This window comes from Kitasatospora sp. NE20-6 (assembly GCF_045862635.1).
On record NZ_BPRL01000121.1, the window covers coordinates 1 to 8,643 of the forward strand.

At 68.8% G+C, this 8,643-nt stretch carries 1 protein-coding gene; it reads left to right on the forward strand.

Annotation, left to right across the window (positions count from 1 at the left end; translation table 11 throughout):
• Positions 1-8,643 (forward strand): EndoU domain-containing protein (locus SNE206_RS39395; RefSeq protein ID WP_407918411.1); only part of this gene is annotated, 8,643 nt, incomplete at both ends.

An 8,643-nucleotide genomic window follows, 5' to 3' on the forward strand; every position in this document is an offset into this window, starting at 1 on the left:
ATCCGGTGCAGGACTGGGCGGGGTACGCGGCGGAGTTCATGGGTGCGGGGCGGGAGGGTCTGGAGGAGGTCGCGGCGCGGGTGGAGGCCGCGGGCGCGGGCGCGGCCGCGATCGTGTTCGGTGCGGGGCGCAACGGCTCCGGGCACATCTGGAACCTGGTGAACGTGCCCGGTACCGGCCTGGTCTGGGTCGACGCCCAGCGGTCGGTGTGGGCACCGGGCGAGCAGCCGCTCTACCCGGACGCCACCCGGATCTGGGCCATCCCGCTGGACGCCGACAACACCTACATCCCCGGCACCGGACACTGGAACGACGCCACCACCACCCACACCCACACCCACAACGCCACCGACAACACGAGCACCGCCCAGCCACCCGCCACCTTCACGGGTGCTGTCCTCGGCCTTCTGGGGCCGGGTGAGCGTTTGCTCGCGCAGGCTCAGGTGGAGCGGCCGAGTGAGCGGTCCGTGCGGGAGTTGGGCACCAGCGGTCCGTTCCACGAGCGCAGGTTCGAGGCCGGGCGTGTCCGGCTGGCGAACGGCGACATCGAGACCCGTGCCGTGGTGCGGATCTTCCTGGACATGCAGCTGGCGGGGCACGGACCGATTGCACTCAAGCTGATAGGGGACCTGGAGCAGCGGGCACGGGACGGCGTGGCCGCACGATACAACCAGGGGTCGCGGCTGCCCAACGGCGATGTATTGAACGTCGCGGTCGAGTTCGTGCGGAGGCAGACCGACGCCCATCACACCGTCCTGGTGCACCCTGACGTGATTCGCGAGAACTTCATGAACTGGAGCGTCGAATCTCACCGGGATGCGATCGCGCACGAGATCGGGCATCTGCTGGGCCTGCACGACGAGTACCGCGAGGTGGGTGGGGAGATCCGGCCGGTCTACACGGACGGTGCGTTGATGGCCGGGTTCACGGTCGACGGGCGTGGCCGTCCGGTGGTGGACAACGATCGGGCGGTGGTCGGGTGGGGGCTCGGGCGGATGCGGATCGCGCCGCGTCATCTGCGGCAGTTGGGCGCATGGATCGGTACGGCGCTGGACGGGGCCGGGGGCCGGGACCTGGTGCGTGCGGACGGTCGTCCGTCGCGGGCGTCGTTCTCGCTGGATGTGCGGCGTGCGGTGCTGTACGGGAAGGCCGGTGTCGGCGGTCTGCTGCTGCCGTCGGGGATGTCCGGGCGGGTGCGGCCGGTGCCGGTGGGGGTGGCGAATGCGAACGGCACCTTCCGGGCGGAGTACCCTGCCGACGCGGTCGATGCCACGACGCGCGAGACCCTCGCGCATCCGGTGGTGGGTGACCTTTCGGTGACGCTACTGCCTCGGACGGATACGCGTTCGCAGGTGATGTTCCCGGCGCACTGGACCGAGGACGACGCGGTGTATGCGGCGGAGCAGGCGTACCTGGACGCGTTGCGCAACGACGGGGTGTGGCCGTTGGGCGCCTCGACCGATGCGTTCCGGTGGAGGGGTGTGTACGGCGGGGTGCGGATCGAGGGTGAGCTGCACCGGGGTGAGTTCACGTCGTTCCGCCCGGCTGCGGACCAGCAGGGCCTGACGATCCCGCCCTATCTGCCCGAGGCCGTCCAGGTGGCCGGGCAAGGGCCGCGGTTCGGTCAGCGGGTCGAGGATCTGGCTCGCTACGGCAACCGCCGCACCCGCACCGGCGTTCACATCAACCTTGGTGCCGCGGAAACCATGCAGGCCGGTCTGTGGATCGAGGCGCAGGGAGAGGTGCATGCCAATGGCACCTACGGTGCCCTGGTCTGGTTCCTGGACCCCGCGGTTCCTTGGATCAGTGCGATGGCCCGGTTCCCGTCCCGGTGGCGGCTGCACCGGGACGGGGACCGGCACCGGATGTTCCCGAAGGACTGGACACCCGACGAGGTTCTGGACGCGGTCGAGGGGGCCTGTCGGAACGGCGGCAAGCGGTTCTCTTCCGACGGCCGTACCGAGTACTGGGTCGGTGTGGCTAGGGGTGTGCGGATCGAGGCACTGGTTCGCGACGGCCAGTACCTCGCCTATCGGCCCACCTGGGACCAGTCGCGCGGGTTCCGCCGAGGAGGGCTCCGGGCCCCGGAACCCGCAGAGATCGACGCCAAGCGTCAGTGGTTGACCGGCCGGCGTGCACTGAGCGAGCCGGACCCGACCGACTCCGGCGGCTTCGACATGCCGGTTCGGACGAGGCTGGACGACGGTTATCGAGATTCGATAGCGGCGCGGTTCGCCCCGGGTGCACCGCGTTCCGCGGGTGACTTCCCCAGGGAGTGGACGGAGGAGGAGGTCAGGCTCGCCGCCTACTGGGTCGAACGATCCCCGAAGGAGACCCGCACCGACCCTTCCCGGCCGGAATCGCGGATCATGCAAGGACATTTCGCGGGCGTGGTCGTCGAGGTGGTGGTCGAGGACGGCATGATCGTCGACTTCTACCCGGCACCGGGTCAGGACTTCTCCGCCTCCGGCATTGTGTCTGTACCGCAGGAGACCGTGGGGTTTTCCCCCGGGGACCGGCGAGACGCCGCCCGGGGGTCACGGGCGGTCGGCCGAGGTGGTTCGGCCGAGCACAAGCGGCGGGCCCGCCAGGACGGCCGGTCCGTCGTCACCGATGCCGGGCGGACGGCCCGCACCGTCCCAGAAGCACAGCACGGCGAAAAGGCACCTCGTCGTCACGCACCGGAAGTGGCGCCCGGCAAGCCGCCGGCGCTCACGAGGTGGGCGACGGACGGGGAGCGCGACGCGGTGCTGTGGGCTTGGCGGCCTCCCAAGCCGGGTGAGAAAGTCCGGCAGAACTTCCGTCAGTACATGGCAGTCAGGTATCCGGGCTTCGGCGGCCGAGGCGATTTCGAGACGTCGGACCGCATGCTGGAACGCACCATGGCCCACGTCCTCCGTGAGTACTACGGCCGTGATAACCAAGAGATCGCCCGTGCCCTCGGACGCAGCCACCATTGGCCCTCGGCTATCTGGGAACTCCCCTCCTACCCGCTACCACCCGGTCCGCTTCGGGAGACGATTCTGGCCTGGCGGCCGTCGGGGACCGAGACCTTCACACAGTTCCTGCGCGCCCGTTACGACCGCGGATTCCTGCTCCCCCACCCGGTCTACAAGTACGTTGGCGGCCTCCTCTCGCGTTCGGACAAGGCCCTGATGGAGGAGATGGCCGTTATCCTGCGCACGGCCATGCCGCACGCCTCCGCGGAAGATGTCGTGGGTTACCTGGGTGAGGGGCTCTTCGCGGCCGACATCAAGGCGGCATGGAAGGCCGCGGACAGTTCGGAAAACTCCGGCCGCAGTCTGCCCCCGACAGCGGAACGGCTGCCCGGATCCCTTGCGGACCCGCCAACGCAGCACGGGGAGCGGGACGAGGAGGGCTTCGGGGAACCCGGGGCGTTGGTGGCGGTGGCCGGTGATGGATTGTGCCTGCTGCACGCGGTGATCGCCAGCGATCCGGAAGCCGTTGCCCAGGCCCTGGTCGAGTGCGAGCCAGCACTGCGGGGTCCTGGAGAACGGCCGTGGCCTGTACCCACGGTCGAAGCGCTGCGCAGAGCCGTGGCCCGCTACCTGCTGGACACCGGGCCGCAGAACCTGTCCGCCTCGGTGGCCTGGAACTACCGCAACGTCAGGACGGAGTCGCTGCGTGCGGAGATAGGGGGCCTGAGCCGCGAACAGCTCCTGAACAGCCTCCGGCAGCTGGGTGTCGATCACTTGACGGACCATAACCTGGCGCCGGTGCGTCTGCTGCGCGCGCGCTTTCTGGAGGCGGGCGGCGAGGAGTCGCTGGTCAAGTGGAAGTTCCAGGACGAGGCGACCCGGGCCGCGGCCGAGGACTACCTGCGTGCGCGAGGGGAGGAGCCGCTGCCGGACGCCCACGAGATGCGGGATCAGTACATCCGAGTCCGGGCCCAGGAGTTCGTGGACGTGGGCGGGGGGTTCCTCGACGTCGAGCAGGCTCGAGAGCATGTCGGGCAGGGGGTCGGATGGAACCTGGCCGATGACGCACAGTCGCCGCGGCAACTGCTCGACTACCTTCACGCGCGGCACATGGGGATCTTCGTCGACGAGCTCCCGACCGGGACGCTCGTCGACATGCTCGTCGCGCGGCAGATCACCTCGGACGGCCCGCTGACCGACGAGGAGTTCCGGGAGCTGCGTGATGCCGTCGACAGGTGGGAGGAGGCGTGGTCCACCGCTACCGGTGAGGTCTTCCCGCTTCTCCTCCCCGAGGCACTGGGCCTGCGACTGCGGATCGTGCGGGCGCTCCCGGACGGGCGGGTGAGCACCGTGCAGGTGTACGGCCCCGCCGGCGGACGCCCGGTCACCGTCTACCACAACGGAGTCAACCACTACGACGCCAGCGCGCCCGCACCTCGCCCCGTCGAACGCACCCCCGCGCCGAGCGGAGCACTCCGCGCTGCACACGCGCACTTGTATCTTCCCGCCCCGCCGCCGGTGGTCCCCCCGGACCACCCGGCGCGCGCCGCCGACTACTTCCAGCGTGTCCCGCGCCAGCTGGACGAGCACAAGATCAGCTCAACGGGATGGCACACGGTTAACGGTCGCAGGTTTCGCCTGGCGCCGGTGTTGCATTGGGGCCGGACCGTGGAGCTTCACCGGGAGGGCCCCGTGGTGCACTTCCGCGACCGCGATACGAAGGAGGTGCTGTTCTGGCAGGAGCTGGACGAACCCGAGGAACTCTTCACTGCCCCCCCGAGCGGAGAAAGGGTCCAGGGACTCAAGACGAGAGTTCCGCCGGCGCCGGACGATGGCGTGCTCGAGGACGGCATCTGGCACGGCAGGCTGACGGGAGGGATCGGCGAGCGGAGAATCTTGTTGTTCAGGACCGGCCACGACGCCCGGAACGCACTTGACGAGGCAGCCGAGCATGAACTGCCCTACGACCGATACGGCCCCGTTAGCACCGCACGACGTACCGTCAAGAAGCCGATGTCGGATGGGCCGATGCTGCACCTGAACACCAGACAGGTGGATTTGCTGGCAGCGGTGCTGGCCGAGCGTGGGATCACCGGGCCGGATGATCTCGGGGCGGCCGTGGAGATGGTCGCCGCTGACCTTGCCGGTACGAAGGGCTGGCGGGACTATGCCAAAATGTTTTCCTGGAACATCAGCCTCCTTGGAAGATTGCGTACGGCGTGGCTGGAGCCGGGGCCTGACAGCGTCATCCTCTGGAACGTCTTCCGTGAGAAGCTCCCCGTCCTGCCAGAGCTGTCACCTGCGCGACCTAAGGCATCCAGCGGCCCGAGCCCTCGGGAAGCCAACGAACGACGCGGGCTAGCCAAAACGGCCGCCAGCCGTGAGGTGGCGGCCCGGCAAGGGACGACTGCTGCTGACGGACGGCATGACGATCTCGCACAGACCGGTGTCGTCTCTGCCGGTCCGGCCCATACGGCCTCCGGTCCGCCGCCGGCCGTTCCGCGCAGGAGCCGAGTGGCGTACACGACGGATGCGTCCGGGCAGCGAGTCCCGATCGGCCGGCAGAACCCCGGGGCCGGGCGCGGGGAAGGCGAGTTCGAGGCGATGCCGGGCGTCGCTCGCCGCGAAGGGGAAGGTCCTCTCGGAGCGCCCGGGGATTCGGGACGTGAGACGGTGACATGGACGGGCACGGATGAAGCCGTGGCGCCGACAGGGGGTGGCGAGGAGCAGGCGTTCGCGCGGAAGCGGTTGGCCGAGCCATACCCCGAGGGAGGGCAGACGGCCAAGCGTACTCGCGGACCAGGAGACGGACTCCTTGACGAGGACGGGGACATCCGCATGTCAAGCCCCGGTGTTGGCCTGCTGGGTGAGCCGACCGGGTCCGGCGCGGTCGGCGGGTTCGGTGACGACCCGCCAGGAGCGACCTGGATGTGGCCCTTCCCCCTGGAAGGCTCCGAGGATTTCCTGACCTCCGGCATCGGTGCCGAGGATCCGGAGAGGGACTTTGAGGATTGGACCTCACCCCCCGGCGGGATCGGCACGCTCGCGGGGACGCTGCCGACGGCGGATGCCCTCTGGATTTTTGACCACACATCCGGAGCGGTCGGCCACTTGGGCATTGCGAGGGAGACGACCACCGGCACCGGGCTCTCCGGAGTCCCGACACGGAGCAGCTCCGCGATGCCGGACGTCGTCAGCGAGCTGGTCCCCACCTCCGAACCATCCGGCCAGTCCGGCTTTTCCTCGGTGCCACCCGGTGCGCCTGCTTTGTACGAGCCGGATCGTGTGGAGCCGGGCCTTACGGCCGAGGAACTGCCCTCCGGGCTGGAAGATGTCTGGGGGCTCCTCGACATGTTCGACGAGGAGGGACAGGTGGGGGCTGGGTATGAGTCGGGTGGAGGCTTCGGAGCGATTCATGGGGGAGAGGAGAGGCACCAGCTGGCCGACGGCGGGCAGGATTGGGACCTCGGCCCGGTGCCGGAGGCGCACAGTGGCCCCATTCACGGGGATCCGTTGGTGCTCGAGGCCTGGTACGGCGAGCCGTCCGGCGTCCTTCCGCTTCCCCCTCGGCCCGCAGCGGAAGGTGCGACCCACGGAGAGGGAGGCCCGGTCGAGTTGCCCGATGACCTGGCCTGGCCCCGGCCGCCTGGGCGTGGTGGCGTGGAGGAGGTCGATTTCGTTGCGGGGGTCGGGCGTTCCTCGCTGGCCACGGTCACTCCTAGGGGCAAGTCCGGGAGCTTCGTGCTCGGTGCCGTGCAATTCCAGCATGCCCCCGTGAGGTTCCGCAGGGTGCCGCTGCAATGGGTGCGCCGGGGGTATGAGGTGACGTTCTGGAAGAAGGGGACCAGCAGCGAGGTCGACTCGTTCACCAAGACGATCTCGGGTCCGGAGGTTGAGGGCGACACGGTTGAGCCGAGAGCGGATGTGACGGGGCTGGGGGCGGTGCGTCTTACGGCGCCGGATGTACCCGAGGGGCATGCTCTCCCCGACGGGAAGTGGCACTGGCGCATGGCCGGCAAGCGGGGGTACAGGGAACTGTGGTTCTACGAGAGCGAGGAGGCCGCGAACGCCGGGGGGGAGCCGACGGAGAAGCTTCCGTACGACCTGCCCAGGACCAGTCTTCTCCTCCCGCCGGGCTCTTGGGCGACGTGCGGGAGTTCGTTCCTGCTTCGGTTGGAGGAGACCGAGCGCTGGGCGCCCGTCGGGGAATTGCTGGAGGCTGGCTTCATCAGGGGCATCGGTCGTTCTTCCGTGGCTGCCCTGACACCTCCGGTCGTTTCCGGGTCTTTCAGGATCGGTGGCGTGCAATTCCACAAAACACCCGATAGGTTCCGTGGCGTGCGGCTGCAATGGGTGCGCCTGGGGTATGAGGTGACGTTCTGGAAGGAGGGAACCATCCGCGAGGCCGACTCGTTCACCATGACGTTCTCCGATGCGGAATTCGTGAGCGGCACGGTTCGCCCAGGGACAGCCATCACAGGGTTTTCGGCGGTGCGTCTCACGGCGCCGGATGCACCCGAGGGGGATGCTCTTTTCGGCGGGATGTGGCACGTGCGCAGGGTCGGCAGGCCGGGGGAGAGGGAACTGTGGTTCTACGGGAGCGAGGAGGCCGCGAACGCCGGGGGGGAGCCGACGGAGAAGCTTCCGTACGACCTGCCCAAGGGGAGCGGCACCTCCCCACCGGGCACTCGGCTGGCCTTCCCGGCTGTACCGCCGCCGCCTGGGCGTGGTGGCGTGGAGGAGGTCGATTTCGTTGCGGGGGTCGGGCGTTCCTCGCTGACCACGGTCACTCCTAGCGCCAAGTCCGGGAGCTTCGTGCTCGGTCCCGTGCATTTCCAGCGCACACCCGGGAGGTTCTGTGGGGTGCCGCTGCGATGGGTGCGCCAGGGGGATGAGGTGACGTTCTGGAAGGATGGGACCAGCAGCGAGGCCGACTCGTTCACCAAGACGATCTCGGGTCCGGAGGTTGAGGGCGACACGGTTGAGCCGAGAGCGAATGTGACGCGGCTGGGGACGGCGCGTCTTACGGCGCCGGATGCACCCGAGGGGCATGCTCTCCCCGACGGGAAATGGCACTGGCGCATGGCCGGCAAGCGGGGGCACAGGGAACTGTGGTTCTACGAGAGCGAGGAGGCCGCGAACGCCGGGGGGGAGCCGACGGATAAACGTCCGTACGACCTGCCCAGGACCAGTCTTCTCCTCCCGCCGGGCTCTTGGGAGACATGCGGGAGTTCGTTCCGGCTTCGGTTGGAGGAGACCGAGCGCTGGGCGCCCGTCGGGGAATTGCTGGAGGCTGGATTCATCAGGGGCATCGGTCGTTCTTCCGTGGCTTCCCTGATATCTCCGGTCGGTTCCGGGTCTTTCAGGATCGGTCCCGTGCAATTCCACAAAACACCCGATAGGTTCCGTGGCGTGCCGCTGCAATGGGTGCGCCTGGGGTATGAGGTGACGTTCTGGAAGGAGGGAAACAGCCGCGAGGCCGACTCGTTCACCATGACGTTCTCCGATGCGGAATTCGTGAGCGACACGGTTCGCCCAGGGACAGCCATCACAGGGTTTTCGGCGGTGCGTCTCACGGCGCCGGATGCACCCGAGGGGGATGCTCTTTTCGGCGGGATGTGGCACGTGCGCAGGGTCGGCAGGCCGGGGGAGAGGGAACTGTGGTTCTACGGGAGCGAGGAGGCCGCGAACGCCGAGGGGGAGC